This is a genomic window from Alsobacter sp. R-9 (assembly GCF_054612375.1).
The window spans coordinates 57,928-75,329 of sequence record NZ_JBTSWJ010000015.1 but is presented as its reverse complement, the minus strand read 5'-3'; the positions used below and the strand labels follow the sequence as shown (position 1 = coordinate 75,329).

Genomic DNA, 17,402 nt, shown 5'->3' with positions numbered 1-17,402 from the left:
GACACCAAAGGTAGCACGCGGAGCCGTGCTGGCCACCCCCGGTGGCCCCGGCCCCGTTCACAAGCCTGTCGGAACCCTCAGCGCGACGCGAGCGGCGGATCGGCGCGCAGCCACGGCGGCAGCACGTCGAGCCCGATCAGCTCCTCGTAGGTCTGGCGCGGACGGACGACGGCGTGGGACGCGCCGGTCACCATGACTTCCGCCACCAGCCGGCGGGAATTGTAGGTTCCCGCCTGCACAGCTCCGTAGGCGCCCGCCGTCATGATGGCGATCAGGTCCCCGGCCTTCGGCTCCGCCATCTCCCGGTCGAGGGCGATGTAGTCGCCCGTCTCGCAGACGGGGCCGACCACGTCCGCGACGATGCGGCCGGCGGTCGTCGCCGGTGCGACGACGGGGCGCAGGTCGTGGTGCGCCTCGTAGAGCGTCGGGCGGATGAGATCGTTCATCGCGGCGTCGACGATGACGAAGGTCTTGCCGTCGCCGTGCTTCACGTAGACGACCTGCGTCACGAGGATGCCGGCATTGCCGACCAGCAGCCGCCCGGGCTCGAACACCAGCGTGCAGTCGAGGCCGCGGGTGTTGGCCTTGACCACCTCCGCATAGCGCCGCGGATCGGGCGGCGGCTCGTTGTCCTCCCGGTACGGGATCCCGAGGCCGCCGCCGAGGTCGATGTGGTCGATGGCATGGCCGTCGGAACGCAACTCCCGGACGAAATCGGCCAGCAGGGCGAACGCGTCGTCGAAGGGCTGCAGGTCCGTGATCTGGCTGCCGATGTGCATGTCGATCCCGGTCACCTTGATGCCTGGCAGGGCCGCGGCGCGGGCGTACACCTCGCGGGCGTGGGAGATCGGGATGCCGAACTTGTTCTCGGACTTTCCGGTGGAGATCTTGTGGTGCGTCTTCGCGTCGACGTCCGGGTTCACGCGGATCGCGATGCGGGCGACCTGCCCGCGGGCGCTGGCGAGCTCGGAGAGCACGTGGAGCTCCGGCTCCGACTCCACGTTGAAGCAGAGGATGTCCTCGTCGAGGCCATAGGCCATCTCGACGGCCGTCTTGCCGACGCCGGAGAAGGTGATGCGGTTGCCGGGCACGCCGGCGGCCCGGGCGCGCCGCAGTTCGCCCTCCGACACCACGTCCATGCCGGCCCCGAGGCGCGCCAGCGTCCGCAGAACGGCCTGGTTCGAGTTGGCCTTCATCGCGTAGCAGACGAGCGAGGGCACGTCGGCAAAGGCTTCCGAGAACACGCGGTAGTGGCGCTCCAGCGTGGCCGTCGAATAGCAGTAGAAAGGCGTGCCGACCTCCGCAGCGATCGTGCGCAGGTCCACGCCCTCGGCGTGCAGGACGCCGCCCCTGTAATCGAAGTGGTGCATGGGGCGGCCTTCAGAGGATCGGGTCGAGGATGAAGTCGTCCTTGGGCGGCGTGATCGGCTTGCCGCGCCGGCTTCCCACGGGGGTGACGGTGGGAACGAGCGTCTTCACCCCGGGGGTGGCGCTCTCGTTCTGCTGCGACAGCGGATCCGGCTTGGCTTCGCCGGCTGCGCCGGGCGGCGGCTCGAGCGGTCCCTTGCGGCCGCAGGCCGAGAGGGCCGCGCCGAGGAGAAGGGCCACGACGACGATCCGCGCGGCGGAGGGAAGCGACAACGACACCGGCTTGGTCTCCAGAACGGCGGGCATCATACCCAAAGGACGGGGCGGCGGAAGCGGGCTCAGCGCCGCTCGCGCGCCAGCTTCGACAGCCAGCGCCTCGCCTGCCGGCGCACCTGCGCGGGGGCCGTGCCGCCGTAGCTGACGCGGCTGCGCACGGACCGCTCGACGCCGAGCACCTCGAACACTTCCTGCGAAATGCGCGGCTCGATGCCGCGCATTTCGTCGAGGGTGAGCTTCTCCAGCCCGACGTTGCGGGCCGACGCCAGCCCGACGATCCGCCCGGTGACGTGGTGCGCCTCGCGGAACGGCATCTTCAGCGTGCGGACGAGCCAGTCGGCGAGGTCGGTCGCGGTGGCGTAGCCGGCGCCGGCGGCCTTCTTCATGGCCTTGGTGTTGGGCTCCATGTCCCGCACCATCCCGGCCATGGCGGCGATGCAGAGCGACAGCGTGGCGAGGGCGTCGAAGGTGCCCTCCTTGTCCTCCTGCATATCCTTGGCGTACGTGAGCGGCAGGCCCTTCATCATGATGAGCAGCGCGTTGAGCGCGCCGATGACCCGGCCCGTCTTGCCGCGCACCAGCTCGGCCGCGTCGGGGTTGCGCTTCTGCGGCATGATGGACGAGCCGGTGGAGAAGCGGTCCGACAGCCGCACGAAGGCGAACTGCGGCGTCGCCCAAAGCACGATCTCCTCGGCGAAGCGCGACAGGTGGACGGCGCAGATCGAGGCGGCGGAGAGCGTCTCCAGCACGAAGTCGCGGTCGGCGACGCTGTCGAGGGAGTTCGCGGTCGGCCGGTCGAAGCCGAGCGCGGCGGCTGTGGCGTGCCGGTCGATGGGGAACGAGGTGCCGCAGAGCGCAGCGGCGCCAAGCGGGCACTCGTTCATGCGGGCCCGGGCGTCGTGCAGCCGGCCGCGGTCGCGTCCCAGCATCTCGACATAGGCGAGCAGGTGGTGGCCCAGCGTCGTCGGCTGCGCAGACTGGAGATGCGTGAAGCCCGGCATCACGGCCCCGGCGAAGGCGAGGGCCTTCTCGGCGAGCGCCTGCTGGAGGTCGGCGAGCTGCCTGTCGAGCTGGTCGACCGTGTCGCGCACCCACAGCCGCATATCGGTCGCGACCTGGTCGTTGCGTGAACGCGCCGTGTGCAGGCGGCCCGCCGGCGGGCCGATCAGCTCCGCCAGCCGGGACTCGACGTTCATATGGATGTCCTCGAGGGACCGCGAGAACGTGAATGTTCCTGCCTCGATTTCGGCGTGGACCGCTGCTAGACCACGATCGATCGCCTCGGCATCGCCGGCCGTGACGATGCCCTGCTTCGCCAGCATGGCGACGTGGGCGCGCGAGCCGGCGATGTCCTGGCGCCAGAGGGTCTTGTCGAAATCGATGGAGGCATTGATCTCCTCCATGATCGCGTCAGGTCCGCTGGCGAACCGCCCGCCCCACATCTTGTTGCTCATGACCTCACCTGCTTCTCGCCCGACCGGTCCCGTACCCGCCATGTCCTCGGAAGCCGCCGCCACCGCCCCCTGCCGCTCCGGTTGGAGCGTCTGGCGCTACTGGGCGGGCATCGGCCGAGCTGCCGGTCTTGCCGTGGTCGTCCTATACGTGACGAGCGGGGGCGCCGGCAACGCCGCCGAGGCCGACTGCAGCGCCGCCGCCCCCATCGCGGCCGCGATGCAGCCCACGGCCCGCGGCGAGGTTGCCGCCGTCCAGGTGGCCAAGACACCGAAGCCGCTGCCCAACCTGTCCTTCGCCGGGCCCGACGGGAAGCCGATGACGCTCGCGGACTTCCGCGGCCGGACGGTGCTCCTCAACCTGTGGGCGACATGGTGCGTCCCCTGCCGCAAGGAGATGCCGGCCCTCGACACCTTGCAGAAGACGATGGGCGGGGACGCCTTCACGGTCGTCGCCGTGAACATCGACACCCGCAACCTCGACAAGCCGAAGGCCTGGCTCGTCGAGAACGGCATCACGACGCTCGGCTACTACGCCGATCCGTCGGCCAAGGTCTTCCAGGAGCTGAAGATGGTCGGCAAGGCCTTCGGCATGCCGACGACGCTCATCATCGACCCGCGCGGCTGCGAGCTCGCGACGCTGGCCGGACCGGCCGAGTGGGCGAGCGAGGACGCCTTGAAGATGATCCGCGCCGCGCTGGGAAAGTGAGGGCCTTCCGGCTTAGCCCACAAAAAAAGGCCGCCCGATCGGGCGGCCTTGTTCGTTTCAGGCGTGAATCTCACCTCACGCCTTGGCGGGGGCCTTCACCGGCACGCCGTTCTCGGAGAGGTGCTGCTGCAACTCGCCCGACTGGAACATCTCGCGGACGATGTCGCAGCCGCCGATGAACTCGCCCTTCACGTAGAGCTGCGGGATCGTCGGCCAGTTGGCGTAGTCCTTGATGCCCTGGCGGATGGCTTCGTCCTCGAGGACGTTGATGCCCTTGTAGGGCACGCCGAGGTAATCGAGGATCTGCACGACCTGCCCGGAGAACCCGCACATCGGGAACTGGGGCGTGCCCTTCATGAAGAGCACCACGTCGGTGCCGGTGACCTCGGCCTTGATCTGGTCCTGAACGCTCATCGCTCTCGTCCTTGCTCGTGCGCGGTCAAAGGCGCGCCGTTGCGGGTTTCAGTGGCTCAATTGTCGGGCGTGCCCGTCGTCAGCGCAAGGGCATGGAGCACGCCGCCCATGTTCCCCTTGAGCGCGGCGTAGACCATCTGGTGCTGCTGCACCCGGGTCTTGCCCTTGAAGGCCGAGGACACGACCGTGGCCGCGTAGTGATCGCCGTCGCCGGCGAGGTCCCGGATCTCGACGCGCGCGTCCGGCAGGGCTTCCTTGATCAGCCGCTCGATGTCGCGGGCGTCCATGGCCATGGCGTCGTCTCCTCAGGCGCCCACGATGGCATCGGGGCCGGCCATGTAGCCGGGCAGCCACGACTCGTGGGCACGGGTCAGGTCCGCCACCGATATGGGCTTCTCGCCGGGCAGGGTCAACGTGTCGCCGCCGGTGTCGCCGATGCACTGGACCGGCACGCCGGCCGCGGCCAGCGTGTTCATGACCCAGTCGACCCGGTCGGCAGGGCAGGTGACGAGGTAGCGGCCCTGGTCCTCGCCGAACAGGGCGGCGTGGGCCGGGACGCCCTTCGGCAGCGCCGTGATCGTGGCGCCGACGCCGCCGGCCATCGCCATCTCGGCCAGCGCCACCGCGAGGCCCCCGTCGGAGAGGTCGTGCACCGCCGTCACCGCCCCTCCCGTGATCAGGCTGCGCACAGCGTCGCCGTTGCGACGCTCGACGGCGAGGTCCACGGGCGGCGGGGCGCCCTCCTCGCGGCCGGCGATTTCCTTGAGCCAGATCGACTGGCCGAGCCAGCCAGCCGTCGCGCCGACGAGGACGATCGACTCCCCCGCCGCCTTGAAGGCGAGAGTCGCGGTGGCCGCCACATCGTCGACGACGCCGACGCCGCCGATGGTGGGCGTCGGCAGGATGCCGCGCCCGTTGGTCTCGTTGTAGAGCGATACGTTGCCGGACACGACCGGGAAGTCGAGGGCCCGGCACGCCTCCCCGATGCCCCGGATGCAGCCGACGAACTGGCCCATGGCGTCGGGGCGCTCGGGGTTGGCGAAGTTCAGGTTGTCGGTGATGGCGAGCGGCCGGCCGCCCACCGCCGAGATGTTGCGCCACGCCTCGGCCACCGCCTGCTTGCCGCCCTCGAACGGGTCGGCCTCGCAGTAGCGCGGCGTCACGTCGGAGGTGAGGGCGAGGCCCTTCGGCCCCGCCTCGACGCGCACGACGGCGGCGTCCCCTCCCGGCTTCTGGATCGTGTTGCCGAGGATGATGTGGTCGTACTGTTCCCAGACCCAGCGCTTCGAGCACAGGTCCGGCGAGCCGACGAGCCGCAGAAGGGCTTCGGCATTCGAGACCGGCGAGGGGACCGACGACGGGTCGACAGGGCCCTTGGCGGGGGTCGGCACGTGCGGCCGGTCGTAGACGGGGGCTTCGTCGCCGAGCTCCTTGATCGGCAGGTCGGCCATCACCTCGCCCTGGTGCTTCACCACGAAGCGCAGGGTGTCGGTGGTGTGGCCCACGACGGCGAAGTCGAGGCCCCACTTGCGGAAGATGGCCTCGGCCTCCTTCTCCCGCGCCGGGTCGAGCACCATGAGCATGCGCTCCTGGCTCTCCGAGAGCATCATCTCGTAGGCGGTCATGCCGGGCTCGCGGCAGGGCACCTTGTCGAGGTCGAGCTCGATGCCGAGGTTGCCCTTGGCGCCCATCTCGACGGCCGAGCAGGTGAGGCCGGCGGCGCCCATGTCCTGGATGGCGATGACGGAGCCCGTCTTCATCAGCTCGAGGCAGGCCTCCAGCAGGAGCTTCTCGGCGAAGGGGTCGCCGACCTGCACGGTCGGGCGCTTCTCCTCCGACTTGTCGTCGAATTCGGCGGACGCCATGGTGGCGCCGTGGATGCCGTCGCGACCGGTCTTGGAGCCGAGATAGACGATCGGATTCCCGACGCCGGTGGCCTTGGCGTAGAAGATCTCGTCCGCCCGGGCGATGCCCACCGCCATGGCATTGACGAGGATGTTGCCGTCGTACCGTGTGTGGAAGCCCATCTGGCCGCCCACAGTCGGCACGCCGAAGGAGTTGCCGTAGCCGCCGATGCCGGCGACGACGCCGGCCACGAGGTGGCGCGTGCGCGGATGCGACGGGTCGCCGAAGCGCAGCGCGTTGAGACAGGCGATGGGCCGGGCGCCCATGGTAAACACGTCGCGCAGGATGCCGCCGACGCCGGTCGTCGCGCCCTGGTAGGGCTCGATGAAGCTCGGGTGGTTGTGGCTCTCCATCTTGAAGATGCAGGCCAGCCCGTCGCCGATGTCGATGACGCCGGCGTTCTCGCCGGGACCCTGGATGACCCACGGCGCGCTGGTCGGCAGGGTCTTCAGGTGGATGCGGGACGACTTGTACGAGCAGTGCTCGTTCCACATCGCCGAAAAGATGCCGAGCTCGGTGAAGGTGGGTTCCCGCCCGATCAGGTCGAGGATGCGCTGGTACTCGTCCGGCTTGAGGCCGTGCTCGGCCACGAGCTGGGGGGTGATCTTGATGTCGTTGCGGATCACGCCGGTCTCCTGCGCGTCGGGCGGCGGGCCCGTGGACCCGCGAAACGTCGGGTGCGGCCGCTCAGGCGGCCAGCGGCTTGGCCGCGGCGAGGCTGTCGAACAGGCCGCGGCCGTCCGTGCCGCCCGCCAGCGGGTCGATCAGGTTCTCGGGGTGCGGCATCATCCCGAGCACGTTGAAGCGGTCCGAGTAGATGCCGGCGATGTCGTTCAGCGAGCCGTTGGGGTTCGCCGCGCCGCCGACCGTGCCGGCGGCGTCGCAATAGCGGAAGGCGACGCGTCCCTCGCCCTCCAGCCGGGCGATGGTATCGGCATCGGCGATGTAGTTCCCCTCGCCGTGGGCGATGCAGACCTCGATGACCTGGCCCGGGCGATAGGCCGCCGTGAACGGCGCGGCGGCGCGCTCGACCTTGAGGTGCTGCATCCGGCAGACGAACTTCAACTGCGCGTTGCGCATCAGGACGCCCGGCAGGAGCCCCGACTCCACGAGGATCTGGAAGCCGTTGCAGACGCCCAGCACCAGCCCGCCCCGGGCGGCGTGGGCGCGCACTGCATCCATGATGTTGGCGCGGCCGGCGATGGCCCCGCAGCGCAGGTAGTCCCCGTAGCTGAAGCCGCCGGGAAGGACGACGAGGTCCGTCCCCGCCGGCAACACGGAGTCGGCGTGCCAGACATAGGCCGGCTCGCGGCCGGTCGAGCGCTTCAGCGCGTTGCCGATGTCGCGCTCGCGGTTGGATCCGGGGAAGACGACGACCGCTGCCTTCATGGCTCAGCCCACGATCTCGATGCGGTAGTTCTCGATCACCGTATTGGCGAGGAGCTTCTCGCAGGCCGCCTTCAGGCCGTCCTCGGCCCGGGCGCGGTCGCTGCCGGCGAGCTCGATGTCGAACACCTTGCCCTGCCGCACGCTGTCGACGCCCTCGATGCCCAGCGAGCGCAAGGCCCCCTCGATGGCCTTGCCCTGCGGATCGAGGACGCCGGTCTTCAGCGTGACAATGACGCGGGCTTTCATCGGGCGGGGCTCCTCGGCGGCTCTCGGTCAGGATGGCGCGGCCGTGCGGGAGCCACCGCTCCCGGTCAGGCGAGACCGGTATCGCGATAGAGGCTCGCGAGCGGCAAGGCAACCCCAAGGGCCGTCAGGGACAGCACGGAGCCCGGATCGTGCAGGACGAGCGGGGAAAACCCCCTTCGCGCGGCTGCGACGGGCGCGGATCGATCCAGCGTTCGGCTCCTGAAATGAGAAGGCCCGCCTCGCGGCGGGCCTTTGTCTCGTCCGAACCGAAGGAGCTACTGCACCAGCTTCGGGCCGGTGGCGCCGACGCGCTCGTTCTCGGTGATGATGCCGAGCCGGCGGGCGACTTCCGCATAGGCCTCGACGAGGCCGCCGAGGTCGCGGCGGAAGCGGTCCTTGTCCAGCTTGTCGTTGGACTTGATGTCCCACAGGCGGCAGCTGTCCGGGCTGATCTCGTCGGCGACGACGATGCGCATCATGTCGCCTTCCCACAGCCGGCCGCACTCCATCTTGAAGTCGACGAGGCGGATGCCCACGCCGAGGAAGAGGCCGGACAGGAAGTCGTTGACCCGGATGGCGAGCGCCATGATGTCGTCGATCTCCTGCGGCGTCGCCCAACCGAAGGCCGTGATGTGCTCTTCCGACACCATCGGGTCGTTGAGCGCGTCGTTCTTGTAGTAGAATTCGATGATCGAGCGCGGCAGCTGCGTGCCTTCCTCGATGCCGAGGCGCGTCGCCAGCGAGCCGGCGGCGACGTTTCGCACCACGATCTCCAGCGGAATGATCTCCACCTCACGGATCAGCTGCTCGCGCATGTTGAGCCGACGGATGAAGTGAGTCGGCACGCCGATGTCGTTGAGGTGCTGGAAGATGTACTCGGAGATGCGGTTGTTCAGCACGCCCTTGCCGTCGATGACCTCGTGCTTCTTGGCGTTGAATGCGGTCGCATCGTCCTTGAAATGCTGAATCAAGGTCCCCGGCTCCGGTCCCTCGTAGAGGACCTTGGCCTTGCCTTCGTAGATGCGACGGCGGCGGTTCATCGGCGTGTACCGTGTCTTGAGGAAATCCATCGAAAGCCGTGACTCACCTTGGATACGTCCGCGGCAGAACGGCGGGCGGAAAACGGATGATCGGTGGCGAACCCGGTCCCAAACCCTGGTCGCACGCTAGCCGATCGATGGTGCGAGCACAACGACGGGGCTGCCGCCCGCGGGGGATGGCGCCGTGGCCGTCCTGCCCGGTTCGGCGGCTATATGGTGCATTGCAGGGGAAAACGCAAATTGTTGACCCTGCTCATGGCGAAGCGGCCGGGCCGTGACTATATCGTCGGCGGACCCCTGAGGGGCCATCGAGCAAGGACCCGCACGCCGGAGAGGAAGCACATGACCACGTTCCAGAAGCGCGAGGAAGGCTTCGAGAAGAAGTTCGCCCACGATGAGGAACTGAAGTTCAAGGCCATGGCGCGTCGCAACAAGATGCTCGGCCTGTGGGCCGCCGAAAAACTCGGGAAGTCGGGCCCCGATGCCGAGGCCTACGCCAAGGAAGTCATCCTGGCCGACTTCGAGGAGGCCGGTGACGACGACGTGATGCGCAAGGTGGCGGCCGACTTCGCCAAGGCCGGCGTCGGCGTGACCGAGCAGCAGATCCGCGCGGCGATGGGCGAGCTCCTCGCGAAGGCGATCGCGGACATCCGCGCCAGCGGCTGAGCCGCGCATGGCCGCCCTGTCCCGCTGCCGGCTTGCCCGGGGCGGGCCGCACTTCTAGTCTCCCGCGCGCAGAGGCCGGTATCGAACCGGCCCGTTCCCGGGGGACCACGCCCATGACCGCAGACGCCTTCGCCGCCCTGTCCCGCTCGATCGGGGGAGGGTCCGGCCTGCTGACCGGGTGGGTCGGCCTTCCCGATCCGCTGATCGCGGGGCTGGTCGCCCGCGAGGAGGTCGACACCGTCACGCTCGACATGCAGCACGGGTCGGTCACCATCGGCAACGCCGTGCAGGGGATCGGCCAGGTGCTGCTCGCCGGCAAGCCCGCCATCGTCCGCATCCCGGTCGGCGAGTTCCAGACGGCGTCCCGCATGCTCGACGTGGGGGCTTCGGGCATCATCGCGCCGATGATCAACACGGTGGAGGACGCCAGGCGCCTCGCCGCCTACACGAAGTTCCCGCCGGTCGGCGAGCGCAGCTGGGGTCCCCCGCTGGCGCTGAACGTGTCCGGCCTCGGCATGCAGGACTATCTCGAGAAGGCGAACAAGCTCACGGTCGCCATCGCCATGGTGGAGACGCGCGAGTCGCTCGCGATACTCGACGACATTCTCGCGGTTCCGGGCATCGACGGCGTCTTCGTGGGCCCGTCGGACCTGTCCATCGCCCTGTCCTCCCCGCCGAGGCTGGACGCCGGCAGCAAGGCCGTCGACGAGATGCTGGACCACGTGCTCAAGCGCTGCCGCGCCCACGGCAAGGCCGCCTGCATGTTCGCCGCCAGCGGCGCGCGCGCCAAGCAGATGCGGCAGATGGGCTACGACCTCATCGCCATCGGCAACGACGTGCAGCAGATCCGCCTCGGCGTGAAGACGATGGTGGACCAGGCCCGGGCCTGATCAGGGCTTTTCGCCCGTCGGCTGCTCGGGAACGCCGAGCGCCTCGGCCAGCCGCATGCGGGCCGACCCGGGCCGCAGCGGCTTCTGCTGGCTCTCGTGCGGCGCCCAGCCGGAGAGCCAGATGAACTCGACCGTGGCCCGGACCCGGCCGTCGGGATCGCTGAACCGTTCGGCATAGAGGGTGGCGGCGCGCATGAGCGTCGCCCGCCGCAGCGGGCTGCGGCGGCGCTCGACCAGCGCGTTGGTCGCGCCGGCGGCGCGCAGGTCGGCGAACAGGCGGAACGCGTCGGCGTAGCGCACCGTCATCGTCTCCACGTCGGTGACGGGCAGGGCGAATCCGGCGCGCTGCAGCAGCCCGCCCATGTCGCGCACGTCGGCGAACGGCGCTACGCGGGGGCTGACGCCGCCCTCCATCTCGCTCTCCGCCTCCGCGAAGCACTGGCGCAGCTCCGTCAGGCTGGCGCCGCCGAGGAGACAGCCGATGAAAAGGCCATCCGGCCGCAGGGCGCGGCGGATCTGGACGAGGGTGCCCGGCAGGTCGTTGACGGACTGGAGCGCCAGGAGGCTCACCGCGAGGTCGACGCTTTCCGGCGCGAGGGGCAGGACCTCCTCGTCGGCCACGGTCTGCACGCATCCCGGCCCGGTCGTGGACGGAACCGTCACGACCGGCGCGAGCCGCAGCAGCCGATCGACCTTTCCGCCGGCGGCCAGCACCTCCGCGGCTACGGCGGTCGGCGTGCCGACGTCGACGGCGTCGGGGAAGCGGCGGAGCACGGCTGCCAGGCGGTCGGCGAGGTCGTCCGCCGCGCGGCGGACGAGGAAGAAGGCCTCGTCGCCCGCCGCGAGGGCACGCGCGAGGCGCCTGCGTTGCAGGACGCGGTCGAAGAGCCGGGGTGCAGCGGTCACGGGTGTCTCCCGTCGTGGCGAGCGCGGTTTATGGGTCGCAAGGGCCTTCGCGTCAAAGGTGTGATGCCGGGCCGGTGTTCCGACGCTAGGCTTCGGAATGCCGCCGCTGGCCCTGTCGCCGACCATCCGACTGCTGCCTCGCCTCTCGGCGTGGATGGGGCGGCTGTGCGACCTGCCCTATCCGCCGGCCTGTGTCGCCTGCGCCGCGCCGACGGCCGCGCCGCACGGGCTGTGCGCACCGTGCTGGCGGGCGATGCCATGGATCACGGCGCCGTTCTGCCAGCGGCTCGGGCTTCCCTTCGCCTATGACGGAGGCGCAGGGCTGGTCTCCCCCGCGGCCATGGCGCGGCCCCCGGTCTTCGCCCGGGCGCGATCTGTTGCGCGGTACGAGGGTGTCGCGCGCGATCTCGTCCACCGGTTGAAGTACGGCGACCGGCTGGATCTCGCGCCGGCCATGGGCGCCTGGATGGCGGCGGCGGGGCAGGACCTCCTCCGGGACTCACCGCTCCTGGTCCCGGTGCCCCTCCATCCCTGGCGGCTCTGGCGACGCCGGCACAACCAGGCGAGCCTTCTGGCCGCCGCGCTGGGCCGTCGCGGCCTGGCGGTCGACCACCGGCTGCTGCGCCGCCGTCGCGCGACCCGGCCGCAGGTCGGCCTCACCCGCAATGAGCGGGCCGAGAACCTCCAGGGCGCCTTCGCCGTCGACGAGGCGCGGGCACCCCGGCTCGTTGGCGCCCGGGTGGTGCTCGTCGACGACGTCATGACCACGGGATCGACCGCGAACGCCGCGGCGCGGGTTCTGCTGCGGGCAGGCGCCACCGAAGTGGACGTCCTGACCTTCGCCCTCGTCTGTACGGCGCCGTGACGGAGACTTTCCGACCTCCATCCCCATGGCGCGGGCGTGGTTTGAAACCCGCCGGGGCCTTCCCCTATATAAGGACGCGGTCGACCCCGCGGCCCGAGGAGCCTGGAATGCCCGACGTCACGATCTACACCAAGGCCTGGTGCCCCTACTGCCACGCCGCGAAGGCGCTGCTGACGCAGAAGGGCGTCCGATTCACCGAGATCGACGTCGCCGACCCGAGCGAGCAGGCGGCCATGGCGCAGCGGGCGGGCGGGCGCCGGACCGTGCCGCAGATCTTCATCGGAGCCACCCATGTCGGGGGCTGCGACGACCTGCACGCGCTCGACGCGGCAGGCAAGCTCGACACCCTCCTCGCAGCCTGACCGGAGACCCAGCCGATGGCACCCGCGCCCTTCATCGCAGCCTGCGTCCAGATGCGGTCCGGCACCGACCCCGCGGCGAACATCGACGCCGCGGCCGGCATGATCCGCGAGGCGGCCGCTGCCGGCGCGCGCTACGTGCAGACGCCGGAGATGTCGAACGCGGTGAACCGCAGCCGGGACGGGCTCTTCGCCGTGCTGGCGACGGAGGAGCGGGACCCGATGCTGGCGGCGTTCCGGACGCTGGCGCGCGAGTTGCGCATCCACCTCCATGCCGGCTCGCTCGCGATCCTGCGCCCGGACGGCAAGGTCGCCAACCGTGCCTTCGTCATCGGCGCCGACGGCGAGCTGATGGCCCGCTACGACAAGGTGCACCTGTTCGACGTCGACCTGCCCAACGGCGAGAGCTGGCGGGAATCCAACACCTATACGGGTGGCCTGTCCGCGGTGGCCGTGGACCTGCCCGGCGTGAGGCTGGGGCTCAGCATCTGCTACGACATCCGCTTCCCCTACCTCTACCGGGCGCTGGCCGAGGCGGGGGCCGACGTGCTGTCGGCGCCGGCCTGCTTCACGAAGCAGACGGGCGAGGCGCACTGGGTGGTCCTCCAGCGGGCCCGGGCCATCGAGACGGGCTCGTTCATGATCTCTGCGGCGCAGGCCGGGCACCACGAGGACGGGCGCGACACGTTCGGCCACTCGATCATCGTCGACCCGTGGGGCCGCGTGCTGGCCGAGGCGGGAGATGCGCCCGGCGTCATCATGGCCGAGATCGACCCCGCGGCCGTCGGCGATGCGCGCGGCCGTATCCCGACCCTCAAGCACACGCGCAACGTCGTCGTGTCGGTCGCGGACGGCGAGACCGTCCGGACCGGCACGGCCTGATCCCCCTGCCGATCCCATGATCCGCTATGCCCTCGCCTGCGAGGCAGGTCACGAATTCGAAAGCTGGTTTCGCGACAGCGCGTCCTACGACTCGCAGAAGGCGGCAGGGTTCGTGACGTGCCCGGCCTGCGGAAGCGCCAAGGTCGAGAAGCAGATCATGGCGCCCAGCGTGGCCCGCACGGACCACGAGCGTCGCGGGCTCCCCGTGCCGGCGACCACGCCGGAGGCGCCCGTGCCGATGGCGCTGATGTCCGAGCGCGAGAGGGCGTTCCGGGAACTCGTCCGGGCGCTGCGCAAGCACGTCGCCGAGAACGCCGAGCACGTCGGCCCGCGCTTCGCCGAGGAAGCCCGCAAGATGCATGAGGGCCTGGCCGAATTCCGCGCCATCTATGGCGAGGCCACCGTCGAGGAGGCCCGGGCCCTGGCCGAGGAGGGCATCGATGCCCTGCCGCTTCCCTTCCTCCCGGACGAGGCGAACTGACGGAACGGCCAAGCCACAGGCGTCTATTTCTTAACCCGGCAGGAGCATTCTCCTGACGGTTGCGGCAGGTGGTCTTGATCTCGTTATGGGTGTGTTGGCGCAGAGGCTGGCGAAGTGGTGGGGCCGGCAGCCGGCGACGGCTGTCACTGCCGCTGCCCCGTCTCCGGCACCCGCCGCCGAAGTCGCGCCCCGCCCGGTTCCCCGCGACGGTACCGAAACCATCCGGCTGATGCAGGCGGACGTCTTCCGCGACGTCCGCGAGGTCGGAGACGCCAATCTCGAGCTGCGACGGCGCCTGCGCGAGACGTTCCGCCTCGTCGAGCGGCTGCGGGGCCGGGCCGAGGTGTTCTCCGGCATGGCCCAGGCCGCCCGGAACAACGCGGGTGCGATCTCCCGGGCCCTCGATGATCTCGGTGGTGCCAGCCACGTCATCTCCAGCCGGATCACGGATTCGAGCGCGACGGTGGATGCCGCCCGCGACCGGGCACGCCGCGCCCGCGAGGCCGCGGCGCTGCTGCGCGATTCGATCGTCGAGATCGGCGACGTCGTGAACCTCATCTCCTCCATCGCCCGGCAGACCAACCTGCTGGCCCTCAACGCCACGATCGAGGCGGCGCGGGCGGGCGAAGCCGGGCGCGGCTTCGCCGTCGTCGCCCAGGAGGTCAAGGCGCTCTCGGTTGCGACACAGGAGGCGACGAGCCGCATCGCCTCGACCATCGACCGGGTGCGGGCCAACGCCGTCACCAGCATGGAGGACGTGGGCGAGCTCGGCGAGGCGATCGTCACGCTGCGCACGTCGTTCCAGGCGGTCGTGGAGGCGGTGTCCCGGCAGGTCCAGACCACAGTGGAGATCGGCCGCAGCGCGGCGGAGGCCGCCGCCTTCGCCGAGGAGGTGAACCGCGAGGCCGAGACCATCGAGGGGCTGGGCGCCGAGGCGGCGGGTCTTGCCCGCGATGCCGAAGGCGCCGCGGACCGTGCCGACGCGACGATCTCGCTGCTCAACGACCATGCCTCGATCCTGGTGCGCCAGGCGGACACGGCGCAGATCGTGCCGGACCGGCTGCCGCTGGTGCGCCACGCGACCCTCACGCTGGGCGGGCGGACGCTGTCCGTCTCGACCGGCAACGTCTCGGCCGACGGTGCCTTCCTGCTGACCGCGGAGCGGCTCGCCGAGCACGCCGGCGAGGCCGCCGTCCTGACCGTGCCGGGCCTCGGCCAGTTCGAGGTGCGGATCGTGTCGGCTCGCAGCAACGGCATCGCGGTGCGCATCGTGGCCTGCGACGAGACGTCGCGGTCGGCCCTCGAGACCATGCTGGAGCGGCTGTCGACCGTCTATGCGCCCCTCGTGCGCCGCTGCGGGGCGGCGGCATCGGAGCTCGGAACCCGCATCGACGACCTGCTGGCGCGGGGCGAGGCCCGGGTTCGCGACGTGTTCCGGGACGGCGGCGACGCCGCGGCATGGACCGGCGGGCTCGCCGCCTTCGGCTCCGCTTCGCTGTCGCACGCTGCGGCGGGACCGCCGGACGTGCTGGTGGCGGGCCTCCTCGACCGCAATGCCGTGCCCGCGGTGCCCTGCCACCGGGGCCACGGCGCGGTCGTCACGCCGCTTCAGCATCAGGTCCTGGCTGACGTGCACGGGCTCGCGGCGGCCCGCAACCTGCGGCCGTCGCTCATCCAGTCCTATGGCCTTCCGCTGCCTGACGGCACCTCCGTCGCCGTCGTCGACGTCTCGGCCCCGGTCTTCGTGGGCGGACGCCACTGGGGCTGCCTGCGACTGGTCTTCACGGCCGACCAGCTGGTCGAGGCGGGCCTCGTCGCATAACTCAAGGTTGCGAGAACCGCCGTTCCACATCCTTAGCGAATGGTGACCATGGGGATGAAATCTTAACTTGATGCGTCCAGTCTCGCGGCGTTTTCAGTTCGCAGATTGTACCCATGTCCTTTGCCCTGACGCCTGACGGGACCCATTTCGTCCCGGCTTCTGCCCCCCAAGCATCGTCCCCCGGAGAATCGTCCGCCGCGGTCGGCCCGCCGCGCGAACCGGCGCCGGGGACGGCGTCGCCCGCCACCGTCGTCGGCGAGGCCGCGGCCAGCGTCACCGCCATCGCGAGCGCGCTCGACGAGTTGACGGCAACCGGCCGGACCATCTCCGAGCAGGTCAGCGGCTCCTATGCCGCCGTCGATGCGGCGCGGCGGCAGGTGAAGTCGGCGCTCGAGGGCGCGGATGCGCTGCGCGATGCCCTCGCCGAGGTGGGGCAGGTTGTGGAGATGATCGCGGCGATCGCCCGCCAGACCAACCTGCTGGCCCTGAACGCCGCCATCGAGGCGGCGCGCGCCGGAGACGCAGGGCGCGGCTTCGCCGTGGTGGCCCAGGAGGTGAAGGCGCTGTCCTCGGCGACCCACGACGCGACGAAGAAGGCCGCCGCTGGCATCGAGCGCGTGCGGTCCGGCGCCCTCGGCAGCATCCGGGGCGTCGCCGGCCTCAACGACATGGTGGGAGACCTGCACGGCAGGCTTTCGCGCGTCTCCGAGGCGCTGCTCGTCCAGGTGACGTCCACCGCGGAGATCGCCGCGAGCACGGCCGAGGCGGCGCGGCTGATGGGTCTCGCGGAGACGGCCCACCGCCTGCCGGTGGCTGCGAGGGTCGAGGCGGGTGCCCCCGACTGGCTGACCCTGATTCAGTCTCCGCGCTCGGCCAGCACCATGTAGTTCACCGAGCAGTCGCTCGACGACCGCCACGTGCCGGAAAGCGGATTGTAGACCACGCCGGTCTGCTCGCAGACGGCCAGCCCGCCGTCCTCGATCGCGGCCGCGAGTTCGTCCGGCGTGACGAACTTCTCCCACTGGTGCGTGCCCTTCGGCAGCCAGCCGAGCACGTACTCGGCGCCGACGATGGCCAGCGCGAAGGCGCGCAGCGTGCGGTTGAGCGTTGCCATGTAGAGTTGGCCGTCCGGCTTCGCCGCGTCGCAGCAGGCCGACACGAACAACCCCACGTCGGCGACGTGCTCGACGACCTCCATGGCCAGCACGATGTCGAAGCGGCGTCCCTCGGCGACGAGGTCCTCGACGGTGGCCTGGCGGTAGTCGATGGCCAGCCCGGACTTCGCGGCGTGGAGCCGGGCGACCTCGACATTGGTCGGCGCGGGGTCGATCCCGGTGACGGTGGCGCCGAGCCGGGCCAGCGGCTCGCACAGCAGGCCGCCGCCGCAGCCGACGTCCAGCACCGTGAGCCCCTCGAGCGGACGGCCGCCGCGGACATCGCGGCCCCAGCGGGCCGCGGCCCGGTCGCGGATGAAGGCGATGCGCACCGGGTTGAAGCGGTGCAGCGTCTTCATGGCACCGTCCGGATCCCACCAGGTGCGGGCGATCCGCTCGAAGCGCGCGACCTCGGAGGGGTCGACGGTGGCGCCGGCGCTGTGGGTCATCAGGATTTCCCTCGGCAGGAAGGCGGAGGCGGGCGACCGTTGACAGGCCCCACCGCCGCCGTCATGAGTGTGCGCCCTTTTCCAACGGCTGCGCGCGTGACGCAAGGCACGCATCCGCCGCAGCCCTACC

20 protein-coding genes are annotated in these 17,402 nt (G+C 70.6%); 9 read left to right on the top strand and 11 right to left on the bottom strand.

What is annotated here, in order from left to right:
• Nucleotides 1-77: 77 nt before the first annotated feature.
• The 3 genes from lysA to argH are packed head-to-tail and all read right to left on the bottom strand — an operon-like array spanning nt 78 to nt 3,098.
• Nucleotides 78-1,370, bottom strand: coding sequence for a diaminopimelate decarboxylase (gene lysA, locus ACX9GQ_RS20965; protein WP_459631543.1), 1,293 nt, complete (start codon nt 1,368-1,370; stop codon nt 78-80).
• A gap of 10 nt (nt 1,371-1,380) precedes the next feature.
• Nucleotides 1,381-1,647 carry an LPS translocon maturation chaperone LptM gene (lptM, locus tag ACX9GQ_RS20960; RefSeq protein WP_459631542.1) on the bottom strand — a complete coding sequence of 89 codons (267 nt, stop codon included), beginning with the start codon at nt 1,645-1,647 and terminating at the stop codon, nt 1,381-1,383.
• 59 nt (nt 1,648-1,706) lie between these two features.
• The gene (argH, locus tag ACX9GQ_RS20955) at nt 1,707-3,098 is read right to left on the bottom strand and encodes an argininosuccinate lyase (RefSeq protein ID WP_459631541.1); all 1,392 of its coding nucleotides are present in this window, start codon (nt 3,096-3,098) and stop codon (nt 1,707-1,709) included.
• 40 nt (nt 3,099-3,138) lie between these two features.
• Here argH and tlpA point away from each other — a divergent pair, with 40 nt between their 5' ends.
• Nucleotides 3,139-3,804, top strand: a complete 666-nt coding sequence (gene tlpA, locus ACX9GQ_RS20950) for a thiol:disulfide interchange protein TlpA (RefSeq protein WP_459631540.1) — start codon at nt 3,139-3,141, stop codon at nt 3,802-3,804.
• 75 nt (nt 3,805-3,879) lie between these two features.
• Here tlpA and grxD read toward each other — a convergent pair whose 3' ends face one another.
• From grxD to purC, 6 genes are all read right to left on the bottom strand, one after another.
• Nucleotides 3,880-4,218, bottom strand: a complete 339-nt coding sequence (gene grxD / locus ACX9GQ_RS20945; RefSeq protein ID WP_459631539.1) for a Grx4 family monothiol glutaredoxin — start codon at nt 4,216-4,218, stop codon at nt 3,880-3,882.
• 56 nt (nt 4,219-4,274) lie between these two features.
• Nucleotides 4,275-4,511, bottom strand: a complete 237-nt coding sequence (locus ACX9GQ_RS20940) for a BolA family protein (RefSeq protein ID WP_459631538.1) — start codon at nt 4,509-4,511, stop codon at nt 4,275-4,277.
• Nucleotides 4,512-4,523: 12 nt separating this feature from the next.
• Nucleotides 4,524-6,749, bottom strand: a complete 2,226-nt coding sequence (purL, locus tag ACX9GQ_RS20935) for a phosphoribosylformylglycinamidine synthase subunit PurL (protein ID WP_459631537.1) — start codon at nt 6,747-6,749, stop codon at nt 4,524-4,526.
• 61 nt (nt 6,750-6,810) lie between these two features.
• Nucleotides 6,811-7,512, bottom strand: coding sequence for a phosphoribosylformylglycinamidine synthase subunit PurQ (purQ, locus tag ACX9GQ_RS20930; protein ID WP_459631536.1), 702 nt, complete (start codon nt 7,510-7,512; stop codon nt 6,811-6,813).
• Nucleotides 7,513-7,515: 3 nt separating this feature from the next.
• Entirely contained in the window at nt 7,516-7,758 is a 243-nt protein-coding gene (purS, locus tag ACX9GQ_RS20925) for a phosphoribosylformylglycinamidine synthase subunit PurS (protein WP_459631535.1), read from the bottom strand.
• A gap of 275 nt (nt 7,759-8,033) precedes the next feature.
• Nucleotides 8,034-8,828, bottom strand: a complete 795-nt coding sequence (gene purC / locus ACX9GQ_RS20920; protein WP_459631534.1) for a phosphoribosylaminoimidazolesuccinocarboxamide synthase — start codon at nt 8,826-8,828, stop codon at nt 8,034-8,036.
• Nucleotides 8,829-9,140: 312 nt separating this feature from the next.
• Between purC and ACX9GQ_RS20915 the strand changes: the two genes are divergently transcribed.
• Both ACX9GQ_RS20915 and ACX9GQ_RS20910 read left to right on the top strand, forming a co-directional pair.
• The gene (locus tag ACX9GQ_RS20915; protein ID WP_459631533.1) at nt 9,141-9,464 is read left to right on the top strand and encodes a DUF1476 domain-containing protein; all 324 of its coding nucleotides are present in this window, start codon (nt 9,141-9,143) and stop codon (nt 9,462-9,464) included.
• Between the two features lie 113 nt (nt 9,465-9,577).
• Nucleotides 9,578-10,354: an HpcH/HpaI aldolase family protein gene (locus ACX9GQ_RS20910; RefSeq protein ID WP_459631532.1), complete on the top strand. Its 777-nt coding sequence runs from the start codon at nt 9,578-9,580 to the stop codon at nt 10,352-10,354.
• Here ACX9GQ_RS20910 and ACX9GQ_RS20905 read toward each other — a convergent pair whose 3' ends face one another.
• Nucleotides 10,355-11,260 carry a methyltransferase domain-containing protein gene (locus tag ACX9GQ_RS20905; protein WP_459631531.1) on the bottom strand — a complete coding sequence of 302 codons (906 nt, stop codon included), beginning with the start codon at nt 11,258-11,260 and terminating at the stop codon, nt 10,355-10,357.
• A 97-nt stretch (nt 11,261-11,357) separates the two neighbouring features.
• Between ACX9GQ_RS20905 and ACX9GQ_RS20900 the strand changes: the two genes are divergently transcribed.
• The 6 genes from ACX9GQ_RS20900 (at nt 11,358) to ACX9GQ_RS20875 (ending at nt 16,556) form a co-directional block, all read left to right on the top strand.
• On the top strand, nt 11,358-12,125 hold the full coding sequence (locus ACX9GQ_RS20900; protein ID WP_459631530.1) for a ComF family protein: 768 nt from the start codon (nt 11,358-11,360) through the stop codon (nt 12,123-12,125).
• A gap of 107 nt (nt 12,126-12,232) precedes the next feature.
• The gene (gene grxC / locus ACX9GQ_RS20895) at nt 12,233-12,487 is read left to right on the top strand and encodes a glutaredoxin 3 (RefSeq protein ID WP_459631529.1); all 255 of its coding nucleotides are present in this window, start codon (nt 12,233-12,235) and stop codon (nt 12,485-12,487) included.
• Nucleotides 12,488-12,502: 15 nt separating this feature from the next.
• Nucleotides 12,503-13,366: a carbon-nitrogen hydrolase family protein gene (locus ACX9GQ_RS20890; RefSeq protein WP_459631528.1), complete on the top strand. Its 864-nt coding sequence runs from the start codon at nt 12,503-12,505 to the stop codon at nt 13,364-13,366.
• A gap of 16 nt (nt 13,367-13,382) precedes the next feature.
• Nucleotides 13,383-13,847, top strand: coding sequence for a DUF1178 family protein (locus ACX9GQ_RS20885; RefSeq protein WP_459631527.1), 465 nt, complete (start codon nt 13,383-13,385; stop codon nt 13,845-13,847).
• 229 nt (nt 13,848-14,076) lie between these two features.
• On the top strand, nt 14,077-15,669 hold the full coding sequence (locus ACX9GQ_RS20880; protein ID WP_459631526.1) for a methyl-accepting chemotaxis protein: 1,593 nt from the start codon (nt 14,077-14,079) through the stop codon (nt 15,667-15,669).
• 113 nt (nt 15,670-15,782) lie between these two features.
• Nucleotides 15,783-16,556, top strand: coding sequence for a methyl-accepting chemotaxis protein (locus ACX9GQ_RS20875; protein WP_459631525.1), 774 nt, complete (start codon nt 15,783-15,785; stop codon nt 16,554-16,556).
• On the opposite strand, the gene ubiG is transcribed toward ACX9GQ_RS20875, so the two are convergent.
• Complete coding sequence (ubiG, locus tag ACX9GQ_RS20870) at nt 16,526-17,272, bottom strand: bifunctional 2-polyprenyl-6-hydroxyphenol methylase/3-demethylubiquinol 3-O-methyltransferase UbiG (RefSeq protein ID WP_459631524.1); 747 nt, start codon at nt 17,270-17,272, stop codon at nt 16,526-16,528. The two genes, ACX9GQ_RS20875 and ubiG, sit on opposite strands and share 31 nt — an antisense overlap.
• Nucleotides 17,273-17,402: the final 130 nt, after the last annotated feature.